At 58.9% G+C, this 19,296-nt stretch carries 13 protein-coding genes; all 13 read right to left on the bottom strand.

Annotation, left to right across the window (positions count from 1 at the left end; all coding sequences use genetic code 11):
- Positions 1–23 precede the first annotated feature (23 nt).
- Positions 24–413: a flagellar export chaperone FliS gene (gene fliS / locus KBY08_RS03630; RefSeq protein ID WP_003316801.1), complete on the bottom strand. Its 390-nt coding sequence runs from the start codon at positions 411–413 to the stop codon at positions 24–26.
- A gap of 123 nt (positions 414–536) precedes the next feature.
- Positions 537–1,988 (bottom strand): flagellar filament capping protein FliD, encoded by a 1,452-nt coding sequence (gene fliD, locus KBY08_RS03625; RefSeq protein WP_004408053.1) that lies wholly within the window; start codon positions 1,986–1,988, stop codon positions 537–539.
- 83 nt (positions 1,989–2,071) lie between these two features.
- Positions 2,072–2,464, bottom strand: a complete 393-nt coding sequence (locus KBY08_RS03620) for a flagellar protein FlaG (protein WP_004408051.1) — start codon at positions 2,462–2,464, stop codon at positions 2,072–2,074.
- A 72-nt stretch (positions 2,465–2,536) separates the two neighbouring features.
- Positions 2,537–3,385: a flagellin domain-containing protein gene (locus KBY08_RS03615; RefSeq protein WP_003417847.1), complete on the bottom strand. Its 849-nt coding sequence runs from the start codon at positions 3,383–3,385 to the stop codon at positions 2,537–2,539.
- A gap of 327 nt (positions 3,386–3,712) precedes the next feature.
- On the bottom strand, positions 3,713–4,639 hold the full coding sequence (locus KBY08_RS03610) for a ketoacyl-ACP synthase III (protein WP_004408049.1): 927 nt from the start codon (positions 4,637–4,639) through the stop codon (positions 3,713–3,715).
- Between the two features lie 306 nt (positions 4,640–4,945).
- Entirely contained in the window at positions 4,946–7,852 is a 2,907-nt protein-coding gene (locus tag KBY08_RS03605; RefSeq protein ID WP_032656983.1) for a glycosyltransferase family 2 protein, read from the bottom strand.
- Between the two features lie 114 nt (positions 7,853–7,966).
- On the bottom strand, positions 7,967–11,539 hold the full coding sequence (locus tag KBY08_RS03600) for a glycosyltransferase (protein WP_024661304.1): 3,573 nt from the start codon (positions 11,537–11,539) through the stop codon (positions 7,967–7,969).
- A gap of 89 nt (positions 11,540–11,628) precedes the next feature.
- A complete protein-coding gene (locus KBY08_RS03595) occupies positions 11,629–13,221 on the bottom strand; it encodes a flagellar hook-associated protein 3 (RefSeq protein ID WP_003404348.1) in 1,593 nt (530 codons plus the stop codon).
- Positions 13,222–13,234: 13 nt separating this feature from the next.
- Complete coding sequence (gene flgK, locus KBY08_RS03590; protein WP_003404346.1) at positions 13,235–15,295, bottom strand: flagellar hook-associated protein FlgK; 2,061 nt, start codon at positions 15,293–15,295, stop codon at positions 13,235–13,237.
- 10 nt (positions 15,296–15,305) lie between these two features.
- Positions 15,306–16,550 (bottom strand): flagellar assembly peptidoglycan hydrolase FlgJ, encoded by a 1,245-nt coding sequence (gene flgJ, locus KBY08_RS03585; RefSeq protein ID WP_003316789.1) that lies wholly within the window; start codon positions 16,548–16,550, stop codon positions 15,306–15,308.
- 10 nt (positions 16,551–16,560) lie between these two features.
- A complete protein-coding gene (locus KBY08_RS03580; protein WP_003404340.1) occupies positions 16,561–17,670 on the bottom strand; it encodes a flagellar basal body P-ring protein FlgI in 1,110 nt (369 codons plus the stop codon).
- A 13-nt stretch (positions 17,671–17,683) separates the two neighbouring features.
- A complete protein-coding gene (flgH, locus tag KBY08_RS03575) occupies positions 17,684–18,397 on the bottom strand; it encodes a flagellar basal body L-ring protein FlgH (RefSeq protein WP_011268457.1) in 714 nt (237 codons plus the stop codon).
- 84 nt (positions 18,398–18,481) lie between these two features.
- Complete coding sequence (flgG, locus tag KBY08_RS03570) at positions 18,482–19,270, bottom strand: flagellar basal-body rod protein FlgG (RefSeq protein WP_003412455.1); 789 nt, start codon at positions 19,268–19,270, stop codon at positions 18,482–18,484.
- Positions 19,271–19,296: the final 26 nt, after the last annotated feature.

The following is a 19,296-nucleotide window of genomic DNA, read 5'->3' as shown; positions in this document are numbered from 1 at the left end:
ATTGTTCTCCTCAGGCCAGCAGATTATTGCAAGGTGCCGATAGCGTCCCAGCCTTCCTTGACGGTGATCAACAGGCCGGCGACTTCATCGAGCATCTTCTGATCATTACGGGCGTTGGCTTCCGCCAGACGCGTCATCATGTAGTGATAGAGGCTGTCCTGCCTGACCAGCGCATCGCTGGGCGAGTTTTCCAGATCCAGCCCCTCACGCAGGCCGCCCACGATGTCGATGGCCTTGCTGATGAGCACGCCCTTGCTGGCGATATCCCTGCGCGCCATGGCGCCCTTGGCCTGAGCAATGCGGTCGAGGCCACCTTCCATCAACATTTGAACCAGACGATGAGGACTGGCCTCCGAGGTCTGAGCCTGGGAGCCGATCTTCTGATACTGCCGCAACGCTAACATCGGATTCATAATGGGCCTCGTAACAAATCCAGAATACTGATACTCAAGCTATCGACGCAGTGCGCAGAAACTTTAGCCCAAAAGCAAGAACCCGACACAGCGTCGGGTTCCTGGTACTTCTGCACTGGTTTTTTACGAGGCGTTTTTCTGCGCGTTCATCGCTTCAAAAATCGAAGTAATGCTTGAAGCCGTTGCCTTTAACTGCCCGACGACCAGGTCCATTGCGTTGTATTTCTTGGTGAGGGTTGCCGTCAATGTCGTAATACGACGGTTGAGCGCCTCCTGATCACTGGCCAGTCGCGTCTGCACCTTATTAAGACTGGTGGTCTTGCCAGCCAGAACGCCGTCAGCTTTCGTGTATGGCTCAAGCGCCTTGTTCATGCGCGCAATCAAACCATCCGAGGTTGTGCCATCAGCATTGGTCACACCGGTGAACATCGCCTGAATCTGGCTGCCCAGCTTCTTGTCGCTCAGCGCTGTTGTGAGTTCGGTCGTGCTCAACGTCAACTTGCCGTCAGACTGTTGAGTCTTGATCCCCAACTGCGCCAGGGAACTCAAACCGGCATTCGACGTAGCCGTGGAAATCTGGTCGCGTATCGTTGCCAGCAGTGCACGCGGGGTGGAGTCGCCGGTCAACGCAGCGGCAGCGTAAGTGCCATCACTGCCGACAGTACCCTTGGTCAACGACGACACCAGTGAAACCAGCGTGTTGTAAGAGTCGACGAATGACTGCAATGAGGTTTTCAGACCATCGGTGTTGGTGGCTACCGTGACCGTGGTCGATGCCGAAGCAGCAGAAGAAGCGCTGGGCGCGACCAATTCGAATGTCAGACCGGAAATCGCCGTACTTACGGTATTGGTCTTGCTGGTCAGACTCAAGCCATCGACCGTGAATGCGGCGTCCTTGGCTACAGCGGTAATCGCACCAGCGCCGGTACTGGATTCACTCATCAACTTGGTGCCATCGATGTTAAGTGCTTCCTGGCCGGAAGCACCCGTCACCGAAATGTCACTGCCCTTGCCGGTGGTCGTCGAACTGAACACCAGCCTGGAACCGTTGTTGTCGTTGATGATGTTGGCGGTGATGCCTTTACCCTGCAGCGTCGAGTTTACCTTGTCGCGCACTTCCTGCAGCGTCGAGGTCTTGTCGATCGCCACGTTGTAATCAGTGCCATTTTGAGTGATTTTCAGAGTACCACTCGGAATAGCACTCGCCTGCGTCGAGTCCAGCGCGGCGGTAGCCACCTTCGAAGGTGTTGCCAGCTGGCTTATGTTAATCGCGTAGGAGCCGTTAACTGCCGTGTTGCCCGCTGTGGCCTTGACCACCGATTCATTGGCAGACGTGGCAGCAAAGCCCTGGAAAGCAGGCGTGGTGGAGCTGGCCAGGGTGTCCAGTGTTTTCTGAAACGCAGCCAGCGCAGACGTCAACTGACTGACACCCGACAGGGATGCAGTCGTGGAGGCGCTCTGCTTGTCGATCTGGTTTTGCTTGGGCGCTTTTTCAGCACCGACAAGACCTTCGACGATGGCGGAAATTGCCAGACCCGAACCCAGGCCTGTTGTAGAGGTAATCGGACTTGCCATGGTGCTTCTCCCTTCAAGAATGCCGCGGGGTTCGCCGCCCTTTCAAAAAGCGAATGACCCAACAACACATACCGTACCGGCGATCAGGCCTTGGCGCGGAACAACAAACTGTTCGCATCACTCAGGCTATCGGCCAGCTTCAGGATTTCTGCATTGGGAATCTGTCGTACTACTTCACCGGAATCGCTTGCAATCACTTTGACAATGACTTTGCCAGAATCTTCGTCAATCGAAAACTCGAGATTGCGCTTTACCGCGTGAAAGAACTTCTGGATGTCCTCGGCGGCTGCCTTGACTTTGGCATCGTCTTTGGAATCATCCTTGTGCAGACCGGAGCCTTTACTTTCAGCCGTGGCGGCAACACGCTCGACGGGCGCCTTATCGGCAGGCTTGTCAACGGACGCGTCCGCCACGGGGGCCTGACTCGCCGGTTGAACGGCCGGATAAGTCACGCTCAACTTCACACTCATATCCATGACCATCACCTCAGAAAGTAAAAAAGCGAGAGAGCACTGTTAAGTACTCCCCCGCTAAAACTCACGCTGATATTACTGAAGCAGTTTCAGTACAGCGGATGGCAGCTGGTTAGCCTGAGCCAGAACAGAGGTGGAAGCCTGTTGCAGAGTCTGTTGCTTGGTCAGCTGTGCAGTTTCAGCAGCGAAGTCGGTATCCTGGATACGACCCAGTGCAGCACTGGCGTTTTCGTTGATGTTCTGCAGGTTGGAGATGGTGCTGGTCAGACGGTTTTGTGCAGCACCGAGATCAGAACGAGTGCTGTTGATGGTCTGCAGCGCCGAGTCGATAGCGGCCATTGCAGCAGAGAAGTTAGTCTCTGCAGCAGCACTGTCGGAACCGACGATGGTGATGGCCGAACCGACACCCAGGGTGTTTGCGTCAAAGCTGGCGCTCAGAGTCAGAGTGATCTGGTTCGAGGCGCCGGAGTTGGAGCCAACCTGGAAAGTCATGGTGCTGGCAGAACCGTCGATCAGGTTTTTGCCGTTCAGGTTGGTACTCTGAGCGATACGGGTCAGTTCCGAACTCATCTGAGTGAATTCTTTGTTCAGTGCAACGCGGTCAGTGTCGCTGTTGCTGTCGTTTCGCGACTGAACAGCCAGTTCACGCATACGTTGCAGAATGTTGGTCGACTCTTGCAGCGCGCCTTCAGCGGTCTGGGCAATGGACATACCGTCGTTGGCGTTTTTGATCGCCATGGTCTGACCTTTGATCTGCGAGTTGATCTTGGTGGCGATGTTCAGGCCAGCAGCGTCGTCTTTGGCGCTGTTGATTTTCAGACCGGAAGACAGACGAGTCATCGAGGTCGAAAGGGCGTCGGAAGCGCGACCCAGGTTCTTCTGGACGTTCAACGATGCTACGTTGGTGTTTACTGTTAAAGCCATGATGAATTCCTCGTTGGTTTGGTACTACGTGGCTTCCGGCCCCTGCAAGCGCCGGGTGTGCCTAGAGAACCTTCGTAATAGTTATCGTCGCGATGGCAGGTTGCTTGAGTGTTTTTTTTTAATATTTTGCCATCACCGTGACACCCCTTATAAAACAAGGGTTTGGGGCGTAATCCCACGGCGGGAAAGAGAGAAATTCACGGCAGTCAGAAGTGGCGGCAGGCGAGCGCATTGCACCACGAAGTTCAAAGTGTGACGCAGATCACTATTTAATTTAAAAACGCCTGGGGTTTTATCCGCAGGCGTTCTTTGTAAGGCGAGGTGAACTCAGTCTTTATAGATAATTGCAGAGCCCCAGGACAACCCCACACCAAAACCACTCAAGGCAACCCGCTTCCATGAAGAACCGAGCACATGCTTTTCGATCAGCAGCGGAATGCTGGATGACACGGTGTTGCCGGTTTCGACCATGTCCTTGAGAAACTTCTCGGGTTTGTCTTCGAAGCGCCGCGCGACCGCATCGACGATCGCCGCACTGCCCTGGTGAATACAGAAGGCATCGATATCGTCCGGGGTCAGATCCGACTCGCCCAGTAGCTCATGCAAATGCGCCGGGACTTTCAACAGTGCAAAGTTGAACACCTGGCGACCGTTCATGAAGAAAACGCCGTTGCTGACCTTCAGATGTGGCGCACCGGAACCATCGGTACCGAACTTCGCCTTGCCCAATTGCCATTCGGCACCCTCGCCCATCCAGGTGGCTGTCGCCGCGTCACCGAACAGCATGGTGGTGTTGCGGTCTTCCTGATCGACAATTTTCGAATACGGATCGGCAGTGATCAACAGGCCATTTTTCAAGCCTGCCGCCTCCATGAAGCCCTTGATCGCATAAATGCCGTACACATAGCCGGAACAGCCCAGCGATATGTCGAATGCAGCGACGTTGGTCGACAGCCCCAGCTTGTCCTGAACGATGGCTGCGGTATGCGGCAGCCCTTCCTCGTCGCCATTCTGGGTGACGACGATCAGCACATCGATGCTTTCGCGCTTGAGCTGCAGGTTATTGGCAAACAGCGTGTTGGCCGCCTCAACGCACAGATCCGAGGTTTCCTGGCCGGCGTCTTTGCGCGGCAGGAAGGTGGAGCCGATCTTCCCAAGGATGAATTCTTCATCCTTGCCAAATCTGGCGCCTTGAGCGTAGTTATCAACACCTGCAACAGGCACGTAACTCGCTATGCTTTTAATGCCAATCATCATGGCTTCCCGATGAGTAAACAGGTCATTTTTCGTCCCGACGAAATCGGGGCGCTACCGAATAGGGTGATTTACGGACATTTTCAGGGCGCTTGGCAGGTTAAAGCAAGTCAGGCGCATGTCGCTCCCTGTAAAACAATACAGTGGAGATGCACTTTATGACCCGCAGGTCACTCTTGAGTGCATGCTTTAGGATAATTTGCGTCGAGGGAACATGCACTTGATGCTTGCCGGCAGCTTCCTGCGAAGAAGCCTTCAAAGTGACTAACCGGCCGCGAAGCAGCCGGTTTTACGGGGGTGAACGACTCAAACGGCCAGAGTGAAGCCTTTGCCGTGGAGATCCAGATTGACGTTGTAGGCTTCATCCTGCGCGAACTGCGATGACCACTTGTCCATCAATGCTTCGCGCGCCTGCTGCGGGGCATGCAGCACACCGGAATGCACCACCTGCACATGCGGCGTCCATACGGTCAGGTAGCCGGCTTGCGCAGCCTTGAGGCACAGGTCGACATCGCCCAGCGCTTCGGCGAATGCCTCCTCATCAAGACCACCCACTGTGTTGTACAGCTCCTTGGCAATCATCAGGCAGGCCGATGACACGGCAGAGTAGTTCTGCTCGACCACCAGACGCTGCATGTAGCCGGTGGCGGTCTTGGGCTCACCGACAAACCCCGAACCCACACCGCCATTGAGGCCCAGCACCAGACCGGCCTGAGTCACTGCGCCTTCGCCATCCACCAGCTTGGCGCCTACCACGCCCACTTCCGGGCGCTGCGCCTGGTTGAGCAGTGATTCGATCCAGCCGACATTGACGATCTGACTTTCAGCATCCAGCAGGATCAGGTATTCGCCACCGGCTTCCTGGCTGATCAGATTGCGCAGGGTCGCGGGACTCATGCGTTGTTCGGTACGGAATACCCGCACGCGACCCGACACCTGCTCCTGCCGGTCAAGCCAGGTCGACAGTTCGGCAGAAGTGCTGGCGTTGTCACCGATCAGCACTTCATAACGCTGATAGCGGGTGCGTTGCAGAATGCTTTGCAGGCAGCGCTGCAATTCGGGGAGGTTGTCTTGGCTGTGCAGCAGGATCGAAACCACCGGCCGGTGGGCGTGGCGATAATCGATCTTGTAGGTGCCAGGCTGTGCCGAGCTGACTTCCGCCTGATAACCGCGCTTGCCAAGGTGGCGCTTGAGCGCTTTCTGTTCGTCCGGATTGTCTTTCAGCTCGGGCGCCTCACAGATCAGCAACGGTTCGCTCAGATGGGCCAGGCCGCTCATGCCGCCCTGCTCGATCAGGCGCAGCAACAGATCGAATTCCAGGGCCTCGGGAAACTCGCGCGAGTATCCACCCGCCTCGACCAGCAACTCACGGCGCACCAGCCAGTGACGAGCCATCAGTGCCGGCAGGCTTTGCAGCAGATCAAGGTTGAAGCCGGGACGAAACACCGGCGTGAGCGTGCCATTGGCTTGACGCTGAATCTCGTCCACGGCAACGGCCCGGCACTGCGCGGCATCGATCAGCTCGGCGCTAGCCAGCAACAGACCGCTGCGGGTGAACTCTTCGCCGGCCTGCGCGAGCATCAGCCAGTCGCTGGGCGACTGTTTGACGACCTGGTTGATCTTGTCGACGTAATTGCTTTCGGTGACCTTCACAAAGTGCAGGGTATTGTGCAGCGTAGTCACGGCTGGCAACTCTCCGGTGGTGAACACCACCACCCTGAACGCCTTGTAATGACTGTTGATCAGGCTGTCGAACGTGGCCTGCAGCTTGAATACATCCGCTTCCAGGTCCAGCAACAGGATACCGATCTGCGACCCGGCCGGTTTGCTGGCGAGCTTGTCGCTGATCTGCTTGAGGGCCTCAGGCGCCGGATCGCGCGAATCGAGCCAGTTGAGCAGTTGACCGGAAGCCATGCCATCGAGCAGCCGACCGTTGTCGAAAGCGGATGCCGCCTGCAGACGCTGGCTCCAGGCCGAAACCTGTTCGATCTGCTTTTCGCTGTCCTTGCCTTTGCCGCTGATCAGTTCCGCGATCAGGCTCTGCACGACGCCCAGATTGAAGGCGTAGGTTTCGTAGGCGTACCACAGGCGGCTGATGCGCGCTTCGGCATCCGGGTTGCTCTGCTCGCGCAACAACTCGGCCTGCTTGAGCAGCGCTGCTTCCAGCCCTTCCAGCTGCAAACGGCCCGCCGGCATCAGATGGATGAGGAATTCGATTCTGGCCAGCTCATCGAACAGTGCCTGGTTGTAAAACGGCATTTCGACGAACTGGCGAGGCTCGAAGAGCGCGTCCGATTGCTCAAGGCCGACATTCCACACCGCGCTGATGATTTTCTCATCGCCCTGGAAGCCCTGAGTCTTGAGGCACTCACCCATGGCGGCAAGGCCGGCCTGAATCTTCTGCTCGCCCTGCGCACCTTCGAAGCCCGAACCTTTACCGAGCAGCGCGACCAGTTTCTTGGCGAACGCATCGCGGGCGGCCCTGGCCTTGGGATCAGTGTGCCTGACGGCGGCGGCAATGGCCGCGCCATGGCGTAGCTCGGCCTGCTTGCCCGAGGTGAAGTGCAGTGCATAAGCGATTGGCAGGATGCGCAGGCGGGCCGCCGCAACCAGATAGTTCATATGGCCGATTTCCTGCCAGTGCGGCTCGGTGTCATCGGTAACCGAAGTGAACCACTGCTGCGCCAGCTCCGTGCGCGTCACTGCGCTGAGCAGCGACAGGCTTTCACTCATGAAACCCAGAACCCGCTCACCCGCGTCATCCGCGGCATAGTCTTCGCAGGTTTTGCGATCACGACGGAAATAGTCCACCTGACCGACCTGCGCCTGATAGCTCAGGCTGTAGCCCTGACAGGCGCCGTAGGTGGGGTTGGCCTCAAGAAAGCTCAGTGCTGCGCTCAGTGCATCAGGCAGCAGAAAACTGTCGACCGGAGCCTGAACCACGAAGGGCGTGGTCACCTGCTTGAGCCCCTCGGCGACCCTGACGCCAAGGCTGGCACTGGCCAGCGCGTCACTGTGCAGGTAATGCAGGCCGGCTGTGCCGGCAATCTCCGCATCAGGCTGGGCTGACGCATCGACCACTATGAGGGTGCACGGAAACTGGCTGTAATACTTCAAGGCGCGGCGCAGGAAGTCTGGCTGGTCCCTGGCCATCAACAGCAGGGTCAGACGCTGATTCAAAGCGGTGTGTTCATTTCCCGAATGGCTTTGCATGATCTTTCCTTATAACGAATCGATTGCGCCTTCAACCGCAGCGGGCGTTGAAGCAAGAGCGTAGCGTGGCCGCGCCAGCGGGCAACCCGCTGGTGCGTGTTCAAACGGATCGGATCAGTCCGGCAACCAGCCGTTGGCCCAATACTGCAGGTTTTCGCCGCGTAACATGAAGTCACGCAGTACTGTCTCGCGCAACTCGTCGCCCATGCGGTAGCTGGCATTGGGGTCGGACAAGTGCATGCGGATCGCCTGCAACCATTCTTCGGAGCTGTTGGTGTACACCCGGGTCGCCGGCAGATGGCCGCGATACGCCTCGGTGTCGGAACAGATCACCGGATAGCCGCAGGCGCCGTACTCCAGCAACCTGAGGTTGCTTTTGCAGTCATTGAAAATATGGAATTCCAGCGGTGCCAAGGCCAGATCAAGGTTCAGGCTGGCGAGCTTGGCCGGGTAGGTTTTCAGGCTGACCCCTGGATGGAACTCATGGATGTAGGGCTTGAGCAGATCCGGGCACATGCCGAAGAACACCCACTCGACTTCATCAGCCAGTTCGCGCACCACATCGGCAATCAGCTCCAGGTCCCCCCGATGGCTGGTGCCGCCGCCCCAGCCAATACGCGGCTTGTCCGAGCTGCGACGCTGGGTCCTGAGGTTACTCCACAAGTGGGTCGCCAGCATGTTCGGCACGACGCGAATGTCGCTGTGCATGCTCGACAGCGCCTCGGCCAGCGGGTGAGTCGATACCACCACACGGTCACACAGGCCTATACCCTTGCGCAGCATGGCGCCGATGTTGTCCGGCATGTTGCGCTTGTGCTCGTTGCGCTCGGGGACATCGGCGATGTAGTCATCAAGCTCGAAAATACGCATGGCATTGGAGTAGTTCTTTGCCAGCTCGATGTCCGGGACCTTGGCTTCTGTGTAACGCCCCTGGAAAACGATGACATCTGGCGACTGGCGCTCTATTTCGACCGGCGTTGCGGTCTCGTAAGTCATTCGGCCAACCACCCGCCCGGCCGCCATCAACTCCAGGAGTGGCTGGCTGACCCGGTAGTGCCCCACCGCCGAGGAGTTGACCGCCATACCGAAAATGGACGGCAGATGCCGGGTGCAGAACGGGCTCCAGCCCGCCAGCAGACCGGGGTCCAGAGTGAACGACAGCGCCTCGTTGAGGTACAGGTTGGGGTTGTAGGCCTGATCCCTGGCCATCTTCGGCAGCCACTTCTGGAAGAATGATTTCTGCTCGTTGTCGAGTACCTGACGAGACGTCTCGTTACGTTCGGCGGCAGCAGGCTCGGCCAGTACCAGCGATGAATCCGGGGTACCGACGATCAGGTAACCCTCGTGCCCGACACGCATGCACAGGTCCAGATCCTGCAGCCCCTGCGTGAAGGTCGCCGCCTCCAGTGCGCCGACGGCGTCGAACACGTCCTTGCGCACCATCAGGCAATTGCCGCTGACCGCACTCCAGTTCTGGGTCAATTGCAGGCGCTGCATGTAGCCACTGGCACCTGCAGGGAAATTGATGAACGGCCGACCGGCCAGACCATCCATGCCCATGACCATGCCTGCGTACAGAATATTGCCTTGTGGATTGAGGATACGTGGACCGACGATCCCGACCTCGGGGCGCTGGGCATGGTGCATCAGCCCCTGCAGCCAGTCCGCCTGATGGATCAGCGCATAGGCGCTGAGCATCAGCAGATAATCGCCACGCGCCTGACCGGCGGCATGATTCTGGGCGGCTGCCTCGCTGCCTGTTGCGGACAGGGAAAAAATCCGCAACTTGTCGCTGCCCAGCTCACTCATCGCCGTGAACCATGCCCGCGCTTCGGCGCTTTCGCTGGCGTTGTCGACGATCAGGACTTCGTAATTCGGGTAGGTGGTGTTGCTGAGCAGACTGTCTATGCAGCGCTCCAGGGCGCCCAGTTGATCCCTGGCGGTGATGATGATCGAGACCAGAGGCAGTGATGGGTGAACGTACTCGATGCGATTGAGCAACGGCAACTGATCGTGATGAATCACGTGTTCTCTGCCGATCCGTGACAGGTGGGCTGCAACCAGAGGCTCGCTGTGCTCGATAACACCAGGCAGCGACAGCCAGTCCGCGAACGCCAGACGCGACTCGACCTGAACTTCGGCAATGTGCTCGATGCTCTGCGGCCCGGCCCCTTCGACCAGACGCCAGATCACATCGTGCGGGGCGAGTTCATCGAAGGCCGGATCGAAACCGCCCATGTCGAGCAGATTTCGACGTTCGAACGCCAGCGTGCGCCCGACATAAGGGTAGGCACGCAGCAGGTCCAGGTTGAAGCCGGGTTTGAAAATCGGCTCTCTGGACTCGTCCTCGACCAGCGCGCCTTCGTCGCTGTAGACACACAGCAGCCCGGGGATCTGGGCGATACGCTCGGCCAGAATCAGCAGCGCTGGCTGCGTCAGCCGGTCACCAGCGCGCAACAGGTAGACCCAGTCGGCACTGTCCAGCAGTGGCAATACTTCGTTCAGTTGCCGAGCCCAGTCCGGCTGCAGAGAAAAACGCAACACCTGAGGGTCGTCGACACTGGCGTTGGTCAGCACTACCACCGAGTCTGCGGCATAGTCCTGTTCGGCCAGGCTGCGCAAGGTGATATCGAGGGCCTCGGCATCGCCATCCGGATCGATGATCACCGGCACGATACGTGGCTGCCAGGCCCAATTGACGATGCGCTGTTCCAGCAGTTTTTTTTGCGGCTCGGAAAACCGGCGGCAGGACAGCCATTCGGCGTAAAGCTCTGCATAGCTGTCACTGCTGCTGCCAACGCGGCTCATCATGATGCCCTGGCGACCAGCCATCACCCCGTAAAGGCCGACCTCATCCCACTCGCGCGGCTCTTCGTGCGCGCGGCGCAGAGGCAGAAAACGCACCCAGCCCTGAGCCGGTGCGTCTTCGCCGCTACGCGCCTTGAGCATTTCGTTCAGCCAGCCCCATTCGGTGGTGGCTTTCTGGTGCATATCGCCCTGACTGCTGAAGCGCCCCGGGTGCAGGCGTTCGGTGCTCTGGATGCTGTGCAGCACCACGAGATTGCCGCGTCGCAGCAGGCAGATAAACAACGTGAAATCCAGCAGCGCAACGAAACCCTGCGGCAGCGCAATGGACGGCAGGTATTCCTGGACATCGGCGCGACGCATCAGCGCGCCACTGAAACCGCCCAGATAATTGCGCGGCGTGCGCTCGAAAATCGCCAGCATGTCCTCGCCCTTGAACACGGCGTCGTAGGGCACGAGGCCGACGTTTTCCATGCGGGCCGGCAAGACATAATCATCGACATCCACCAGATGGCGCTTGCTGACGACGAGTTGGACGTCCTGGTAGGTATCAAGGGTTTGCGCCTGATGCGCAATGCAGTAGTTATAGAGGCGGTCGTCATCACAGAGAAACTTGATGTACTCGCCGCTCGCCTGCTCCAGCCCCTTGAGCAGGTTGCCCTGAAACCCCAGGCGCTGAGGATTGCGCAGGTAACGGGCCCGGTCGCTGTCGGGAGCCACCAGTTCGTCGAAAATCGCCTTGATCTCGTCGCTACGGCAATCGTCACAGACGATGATTTCGAGATTGTCGTAGACCTGGTCGAGCGCACTTTGCAGCGCTGCGCGGAAAAAACGCGGATTGAAGGCGGGAATGACGATACTGACGAGGGGGACTGAATTCACTATGACTGACTCGCGAGCGGCTGGGGACCCATCAGTCGAGTGGCCCCCCTCACCGCTGAAAAAAGACGGCGGATGCTCAACGTCAGAACTCAAAGCTGACTGAACAGGTTCAACTTGGATAGCATGGTAAACACCTGCTGAGAAGCGTCCAGCATGGTTTTCTGTAATGTCAGGCGGGTGGTCGCCTCGACGATGTCGGCGTTTACGTAAGTGCCTTGCTCAGTGGTGTTGTTGCCTTTGAGCAGATCGTTGGTCGTGCCTTGGGCGGTTGCCGCCAGCTGACGCGCACCGCCGTTGGAGCGTGCCGTAGAGGCCTGCTCGATGGCGCTGCTCATGTTGCCCAGCGCAGAGTTCAGCGCTGCCGTCATATTCTGCGAGGCCACCAGGTTGCCATCGGTGGGCGTCGACAGGGCTTTGATCGCCGCTGTCAGCGTATTGAGAATGTTCTCGGTCTGGTGCGTGCCAGACTCGACGATGAACTGGTCGCCGGCAGCCGGCGTGCCGCTGATATTGAAGTTCACCCCTGAAGCATTGGCCGTCGAACCAGTCATGGTGCCACTGGACACTGGCTTGCTGCTGCTGGTCAGTGGCGCGGCGTACAGGTCGTAATCGGTCGGGCTGGTGAACTTGAGGATTGCGCCGTCTGTCGGGAAGGTATTGTTGAAAGCAGTCCGGTCCGCAGCGGTATTGCCCACGACAGAGCTACTGACGGTCGCCGTTGACGTATTGCCGGCGCTGCGCGAGGTGGAAACACTGTCCGGTGTCGACGCCAACTGGTAGCTGCGATTGGCCAGCGCCGCATCTGCGGTAGCGTCCGAAACCCGGTCAGCGGCTGGCAGGTTGACGTTGAGGGTCATTTCCACGCCGCGGAAGGTGAACGTCTGGGCATCGAACGAGCCGTGGGAAAACTTGCCGCCAGACGACGTATCGGAACTCACGTCAGTGCCACTGGCGTCAGTGATCTTGAACTGCGTACCGCTGAGAAAGGTCAGCGTGTAGGGCTCACCGGCCTGGTAGCTGGCGTTATAGGTCGGAGTGGACGTCACCAGGCCACTGCTGAGGCCGATCTTGCCGTCATCGGTTGCAGGCGAGAGCAGTGTGGCAGACGTACGGGTTGTGTTGACCGACTGTTCGAAGGCCTCGAAACCTGACGTGTTGCTGGCCATCACCAGACCATCGCCTACCGCCAGATTGACGCTGGTCTGATCGCCCTTGTAGCTGTAGGAGCCGTCGGCGTTCAGCGAGTACGGTGGCGTAGAGGCCTTGGAACCGGAAAATATGTACTGACCGTTCGGGTCCTGGCTGTTCATCAGGCCCAGAATCTGACTCTGGTACTGCTTGAGGGCCGAAGCCTTGGCGAGCCGGTCCGAGTCGGTAAAGGCGCCACTGCCTGCCGAGACGATCTGCTCACGCGCGGCCTGCATCGTGTCGATGATGCTGGTCAGCGTCGTTTCGGTGGTCACCGCATTGGTATTGATCGTGCCGATATTGGTTTCGTACTGGGTCAGCATGGAGTTCTGCTGGGTCAGTTGCAGTACGCGCGCCGCACCCACCGGATCATCGCCCGCAGTATTGAGCTTGATGCCGCTGGAAACCTCTTCGCTGGTCTTGTTCAGGTTCGAATAGTTACGCTGATAATTGGTGTTCGTGGATTCGAAGAACTGGGTAGTCGAGATACGCATGGCTCACGATTCCTTAAAGACTGTTGATCAGCGTGCTGAAAATGGTTTGTGCCGCCTTGATGATCTGCGAAGAGGCGGTGTAGTACTGCTGGTACTTGATCAGGTTGGACGCTTCTTCATCGAGCGATACACCCGAGACCGAATCGCGTGACGACTTCGCCTGGCTGACAACGGCCGCTGTGGCGGTCACATCGTTCTTGCTCTGGCTCGCCAGCGTACCCACAACAGACACCGTATCTGCATACGAACCGGACAGGCTGGTACCCACACCACCGTTGACGACGCCGACAGTCTTGGCAGTCTGCAGGCCGACCACCGCCAACGCATTGCGGTTATCGGACGAGCCGCCGCCGGTCATGCCGATGCTGAACGTGTCATTGGCAACCGGCGAGCCGGAAATGGTCATTTGCAGTTCAAAAGCGGTTTTGCTGCTCGGCGTTGTCGTGGTGTCGGTATAGCCAACGTTCAATTTGACGGTGTTGGCCTGACCCTGAATGATCGAACCACTGACGGCGTTGCCATTCTGGTCAAGCACCGCCCCGCCACTCGCATTGATCAGGGTATAACTCTGCACGCCGGTGCTGCTGACCGCACCCATTACCAGTTTCATCGGGGTGGAGTCTTTGAGCGCATTGCGCAGGTCAGCGGTCTGGGTGCTGTCGTAGATATCGGACTTGGTGTTCAGCACCGGCTGAGTGAAGCCGCCGGTGCCGGAGTTGCTGCTACCCGCGGTTGCCGTCAACGGCGCGGCAGCTGCAATGTCCTTGGCATCGGTCAGCACCACCGAAATCCCCGAGGCGCCAGTACGGGTAGGGATGACCTTGAAACTGTCACCGGCGGCCAGCGTATTGCCGTTGAGGCTCACACTGAAGCCATCGAACTGCTTTGGCGGATTGTCAGCCAGCGAACCGGCACCCACGCTCTCGCCATTGGGCAGACGGCGCACGCTGAAATTCGATGAATCGCTGAACGTCACTTCATAATCGTTGGCGGTCAGCTTGCTGGTGTCGCCGATCGTCACGTTGAGGTTGCCGGAGCCGACACTGTTGGTGGTTTTGCCGACGCTGCGCTGGGTGATGGCATCCGCACTGTTGATGCTGGAGAACAGGTTCGAACCGAAGTTGCCCTTGCTGTCGATACCCTGGCTCATCTGGCTGTTGACCTGATCGGACAGCACCATCGCGGTACGGCCCAGTTCATTGGTCGCGGGCACCAGCACTTCGTTGCGATAACGCAACAGACCACCAATCGAGCCGCCAGTAAGCACCGAGGTCACATCGGTCTGGGTCTGGCCGTAGGCAATCTGCACGTTGTACTGCAACGGATCGGACGGGCTCGGGCTGGCCGACATCTTGTAGGACGTGCCGCCACTGACCAGCGATTGTCCGGTGCCGGTATAAATGTCGAAGTTGCCGTTGTTCTCGACCACTTTCACGCCAACCAGCTCGTTGAGCTGACGAACCGCTTCACTGCGCGAGTCAAGCAGGGTGTTAGGCGTGGCATTGCCCGCCGACGCTTGTGTAATCTGCTTGTTCAGGCTCGCCAGCGTGGTGGTCAGTTCGTTGACCTGTTTGGTGAAGGTGTTGAGCTGCGTGTTGACGTTATCGTTCTGCGTGGACAACTGCGACGACACCGAGTTGAAGCGTGCGCTCAACGCGCCAGCCTGGGTCAGGAACGACGAGCGTTCTGCCGACTGCGTGGCGCTGGTGGCGATGCCCTGCATCTTGGTGAAGAAATCCGCCAGCTGCACGGAGATCCCCGTCGCACTGTCGGACAGCAATGTATCGGTCTTGCTGGCCTGACCGGAATAAGCCACTGCATCCGCGCTGAGGGCGGTGCTCGATTGCAATTGGGTGTCCAGATAGCTGTTGTAGATGCGACGTACGTCGGACAGCGTGGTGCCGGTACCGATGTAGCCCACACCCTGACCAAGAGCGATCTGCGCCGAAGCCGTGGTCAGCACCTGCTGACGCGAGTAACCCGCGGTATCCACGTTGGCCGTGTTGTTACCGATGGTGTTGATCGCGGCACTGCTGGCATTGATACCTGAGAGCCCAATTGAAATCAGCGACATGAGTCAAACCTTATAAAGTCGTGGAAGAGCCCGCTGCAGCGGCGTAAGTCTGGTAACTCTTCATCTGCTTGGCAATCTGCGAAATCTTGCTGGCATAGTCCGGGTCAGTGGCGTAACCGGCTTTCTGCAATTCTTTTACAAACTGTTCCGGTTTATCGGCCGAATTGACCACTTCTTTATAGCGACTGTTGTTCTGCAACAGACTGACCAGGTCGTGGAAGCTGTCGGCATAGGAATCGTAGGAACGGAAGTCCGCGGTTTCCTTGACCATCTTGCCGTCGCGGAACTCGCTGGTGATCGCGCGCGCTTCGGCACCCTTCCAGCTGCCTGCCGCCTTGATGCCGAACAGGTTGTGACTACTGCTGCCGTCCTGCTGACGCATGATCGATTTGCCCCAACCGGTTTCCAGTGCCGCCTGCGCCACCAGCATGACCGGGTCAACGCCGATACGTGCTGCGGCTTCCTTGGCCAATGGCAGCATGGTTTCGACGAACTGATCGGCGTTGCTGAACGCACGCTTGGCCGGTGCCAGCGGTGGCTGGGCCATGGAACGCACGTACTCGGGCGCTGGCGCCAGGTTCGGATCGAGTGTCCAGTCGCCGTTGTTGCCTGTGCTGCCGGCTGTCGCGCGAGCGGGTACCGGGCTGTTGCTGACGGCGGTTGTAGCGGACGGCACGATGCCAGCCAGCAGACGATCGGTGAGCTTGGCGGGCAGGGACAGACGGCGGGCGTTGAGCAGCGCCATGTCATTGCGCCCTTCTCCGGACGCCGATGCCGCAGCCGCCGCCTGATCGGCAGCCGCCGAGCGCGTGGCCCACAATGGACGCTGGTAGACACTGGTCGCCAGACCGGTCTTGGCCGGCGCAGCGTCAGTAGCGGCCGTTGCAGCGTCGGTCGTATTGACCGGCGCGGCATGGTTTATCCCCTTGTCTTTCGACAATTGGCGCATCAGCACATCCTGCAGACCGATACCGTTGCCACGCGTGGAGAGTGTGACCGCCAGCTGCTGGTCATACATATCCTGATACTGCCGCGTGGCAGGGGTGTTCATCGGATTGTCCTTGGCCAGCACTTCGTTGGCCGAGCGCATGGCCTTGAGCATCTGGCTGACGAACAGCGACTCGAACTCGCGGGCCACTTTCTTCTGGTTTTCCACACTGTCCTTGTCGCCATGCTTCAGCGACGCCAGACGGTTGACGTCGGTGTACGCACCCGAGTCGACCGCCGACGAAATTCCGCTCTTGGGCATATCCATGCTCGAATCCTCAGATCACGATCAGGTCGGCTTGCAACGCGCCGGCCTGTTTAAGCGCTTCGAGAATGGCCATCAGGTCACCGGGCGCAGCGCCCACCTGATTGACCGCGCGAACGATCTCATCCAGCGTGGTGCCTGGACCGAACTTGAACATCGGGTGCAGCTCCTGCTGGGCATTGACCCGCGAGCGAGGCACTACCGCAGTCTGACCGCCGGACAATGCGCCCGGCTGGCTGACGATCGGGTCTTCGGTGATGGTCACGGTCAGGCTGCCGTGGGTTACGGCAGCAGGCGACACCTTGACGTTCTGACCGATGACAATCGTGCCGGTACGCGAATTGATGATGACCTTGGCAGCGGTCTGGCCGGGATCGACTTCCAGGTTTTCCAGAATCGACAGGTAGTCGACACGCTGACCCGGATCAAGCGGCGCGGTCACACGCACCGAACCACCGTCCAAGGCCTGAGCGACGCCCGGGCCCAACAATTCGTTGATCTTGTCGACTATCCGCTTGGCCGTAGTGAAGTCGGAACGGTTCAGGTTCAGGGTCAGGGTATTGCCCTGATTGAAGCCGCTCGGCACCGAGCGCTCGACCGAAGCGCCGCCAGGAATGCGTCCCGACGACGGGACGTTGACGGTAATCTTCGAACCGTCACGGCCTTCCGCATCGAAACCACCGACCACCAGGTTGCCTTGAGCGATGGCGTAAACGTTGCCGTCGACACCTTTCATCGGTGTCATCAACAGCGCACCGCCGCGCAGACTCTTGGAGTTACCGATCGAGGAAACGGTGATATCGACCGTCTGCCCCGGCTTGGCGAAGGCAGGCAGATCCGCATACACAGCGACCGCCGCGACGTTTTTCAGCTGCACGGTGCCCGAACCCGACGGCACCTTGATGCCGAACTGCGACAGCATGTTGTTGAAGGTCTGCAGGGTGAACGGGGTCTGGGTGGTCTGGTCACCTGTACCATTGAGACCCACGACCAGACCGTAACCGATCAACTGGTTGGCCCGTACGCCAGAGATGCTCGCGATGTCCTTCAGACGCTCGGCGTGGACGCCGAACGCTGTGGACAACAACAAGGTCGCCGCTATCAGTTGCTTGAGCTTGATCATGTCTATCCCGCTATCAGAAAGGGAACAACGGGCTGAGGAAGAAGCGGTCGAACCAGCCTGGCTGGCTGGTATCGGCAAAGGCTCCGGTCCCCGAATAGGTAATACGTGCATCAGCGATACGGGTAGATGACACAGTGTTGTCGGTGGCGATATCGTCAGCCCGGACCAGGCCGGCAATCCGCACCAGTTCATCACCGGTATTGAGGGTCATCCACTTTTCACCACGTACCGCCAGAATGCCGTTGGGCAGCACATCCGCAACCGTCACGGTAACCGAACCGGTCAGACTGTTGCTCTGTGCAGCCTTGCCATCACCCTTGGTGGTCCGCGCACCGTTGTAACCGGCGTTCAGACTCAGGTCGTTGCCGCCAATCGGGTTGTTGGTGGTCAGACCCGAACCGAACAGCGAGGTCAGACCAATGCTGTTGGTGCTGTCCTTGGACATTGCCGACGTGGCCGCCTTGCTCGCCGCCATACGCTCGGAGAGCGTGATGGTAATGATGTCGCCAATACGGAAGGCCTTGCGGTCGCCGTACAGGTTCTGCTCGAAACCGGCCTGATAGATGGCGCCATTGTTGGCAGCCGCCGACATGGGCGTACGCGGCAACACCGGAGCGTAATAAGGGTCATTGGGCTTGGCCGTCGGCGCAACACAGCCGGACAGCAGGGTGATCCCGCACAATGAAGCGATCAACACTGAAAAACGCGGAACACTAAGGCGGTTCATGACACTTGAAACCTCGCGGTGTAACAGGCGCTTATCAGGCGCCCCATCGGATTGAGCGGTTCTACGAGCAGCGACATCAAGGCCTTACAGGTTCTGCGTCAGGTTCTGCAGCATCTGGTCAGCGGTCGAGATCACTTTGGAGTTCATCTCGTAGGCGCGCTGGGTAGTGATCATGTTGACCAGTTCCTCAACGGTGCTGACGTTGGAGTTTTCCAGCGTGTTCTGCAGGGTCGGACCCAGGCCGTTAAGGCCAGGGGTGCCGATCTGCGGCGCGCCGCTCGAACCGGTTTCCAGGTACAGGTTGCCCCCGATGGCCTGCAGGCCGGCCGGGTTGATGAAGTCGGCGGTCTGGATGTTGCCGATGATCTGCGGCGTAGCGGTTGCGCCTGCCAGCGTGACGGAAACAGTACCGTCCTGGCCGACCGTGAAGGTCTGGGCGTTCTGCGGAACGACAATCGCAGGCTCGAGGGCATAACCGTTGGCGGTCACGATCTGGCCGTTGGCGTCGAGGTGAAACGTACCGTCACGGCTGTAGGCAATGGTGCCGTCCGGCTGGGTCACCTGAAAGAAACCACGACCGTTGACCGCCAGGTCCAGCGGGTTGTTGGTGGTCTGCAGGCTACCGGCAGTGAAGTTCTTCTGCGTGCCGACAATGCGCACACCGGTACCCAGTTGCAGGCCGGAAGGCAGTTCGCTGTCCTGAGTGGACTGGGCACCCGGCTGGCGTTTGATCTGATACAGCAGGTCCTGGAACTCGGCCCGGTCACTTTTGAAACCGGTGGTCGAGACGTTCGCCAGGTTGTTGGAGATGGTGGTCAGGTTGGTGTCCTGAGCGGCAAGACCGGTTTTGGCGACGTATAGTGCAGGAAGCATGTGTGTTCTCCTCGAGCGCCGGTTTG

Source organism: Pseudomonas sp. P135 (genome assembly GCF_020312125.1).
Taxonomy (GTDB): Bacteria; Pseudomonadota; Gammaproteobacteria; order Pseudomonadales; family Pseudomonadaceae; genus Aquipseudomonas; species Aquipseudomonas fragariae.
This window is presented reverse-complemented; position numbering and strand designations above follow the sequence as displayed.

Coding starts and splice junctions, on each gene's coding strand:
- flgJ (WP_003316789.1), bottom strand. CDS start 16,550: ATGGATATGCCCAAGAGCGGAATTTCGTCGGCGGTCGACTCGGGTGCG.
- fliD (WP_004408053.1), bottom strand. CDS start 1,988: ATGGCAAGTCCGATTACCTCTACAACAGGCCTGGGTTCGGGTCTGGCA.
- KBY08_RS03610 (WP_004408049.1), bottom strand. CDS start 4,639: ATGATTGGCATTAAAAGCATAGCGAGTTACGTGCCTGTTGCAGGTGTT.
- KBY08_RS03615 (WP_003417847.1), bottom strand. CDS start 3,385: ATGGCTTTAACAGTAAACACCAACGTAGCATCGTTGAACGTCCAGAAG.
- KBY08_RS03595 (WP_003404348.1), bottom strand. CDS start 13,221: ATGCGTATCTCGACTACCCAGTTCTTCGAATCCACGAACACCAATTAT.
- fliS (WP_003316801.1), bottom strand. CDS start 413: ATGAATCCGATGTTAGCGTTGCGGCAGTATCAGAAGATCGGCTCCCAG.
- flgH (WP_011268457.1), bottom strand. CDS start 18,397: ATGAACCGCCTTAGTGTTCCGCGTTTTTCAGTGTTGATCGCTTCATTG.
- flgK (WP_003404346.1), bottom strand. CDS start 15,295: ATGTCGCTGATTTCAATTGGGCTCTCAGGTATCAATGCCAGCAGTGCC.
- KBY08_RS03605 (WP_032656983.1), bottom strand. CDS start 7,852: ATGCAAAGCCATTCGGGAAATGAACACACCGCTTTGAATCAGCGTCTG.
- flgG (WP_003412455.1), bottom strand. CDS start 19,270: ATGCTTCCTGCACTATACGTCGCCAAAACCGGTCTTGCCGCTCAGGAC.
- KBY08_RS03580 (WP_003404340.1), bottom strand. CDS start 17,670: ATGATCAAGCTCAAGCAACTGATAGCGGCGACCTTGTTGTTGTCCACA.
- KBY08_RS03620 (WP_004408051.1), bottom strand. CDS start 2,464: ATGGATATGAGTGTGAAGTTGAGCGTGACTTATCCGGCCGTTCAACCG.